General features: G+C 58.2%; 1 protein-coding gene. It reads left to right on the top strand.

Features of this window, described 5'->3' with window-relative positions:
- The coding region (locus PDO_RS15840) for an ArdC family protein (RefSeq protein WP_007603926.1) at positions 1–730 on the top strand (730 nt) is incomplete at its 5' end.
- Positions 731–958: the final 228 nt, after the last annotated feature.

Below are 958 nucleotides of genomic sequence, written 5' to 3'. Positions count from 1 at the left end.
CGCGGCCATCGAGGCTGGTTTTTCCTCCCCCTATTGGATGACCTTCAAACAGGCCAGGGAGCTTGGCGCGCATGTGCGCGAGGGCGAGCGTGGCAATATGGTTGTCTATGCGAACACCATCAGCAAGACCGAGGAGCAGGACGACGGCGGCGAGGAAGAGCGGCACATTCCGTTCATGAAAGCCTATACGGTTTTTAACGTCGAGCAAATCGAAGGGCTGCCGGAGCAATATTATGCGAAGCCCGAACCCGTGATTGATCCGGCCATGCGGATCGAACACGCCGAAGCGTTCTTTTCCATGACCCGTGCCGATATTCGCCACGGCGGCAATCAGGCCTATTACAATGGCGCGAGCGATCATGTGCAGATGCCCCGTTTCGAGAGCTTTCACGCGCCCGAGGCGTACTATGCGACGCTGGCGCACGAATTGACCCACTGGACAAAACACAAGAACCGCCTTGACCGGGAGCTTGGTCGCAAAAAGTGGGGTGATGAAGGCTATGCCCGCGAGGAACTGGTTGCCGAGCTTGGCGCAGCATTTCTGTGCGCCGATCTGGATTTGACGCCCCAGCCTGGCACCGATCATGCCGCCTATATTCAGTGCTGGCTTAAGGTACTGAAGGAAGACAAGCGCGCGATCTTCAGCGCCGCCGCCCACGCGCAGCGCGCCGCCGATTTCCTGCACGGCCTGCAGAGCGTTGCGGACACCAAGGAAGGAGCCGCCGCGTGAGCGGCGGTTCCCTTTCTGTCGGTGGGGAAATTTTGCGCCCGCCAGTGGCGGGCGCTGAACACCTATAGTTTGAATAGTGTCAGATATGCTCAATCGCATCGAGGATATTTTGATGGGTTCAAACTCGGCATGGTTTGAAAACGGCGATCAAACCCATTGCGCGCAGCCTGCCGCGTCAATCGGTCGATACCGATCTCATATACATGCCGATGCATGAGACCGGAGGCG

The organism is Rhizobium sp. PDO1-076 (genome assembly GCF_000247475.1).
Classification (GTDB): Bacteria; Pseudomonadota; Alphaproteobacteria; order Rhizobiales; family Rhizobiaceae; genus Allorhizobium.
The sequence above is the reverse complement of the archived record's forward strand: the minus strand, read 5'-3'. Positions and strand labels throughout refer to the sequence as shown.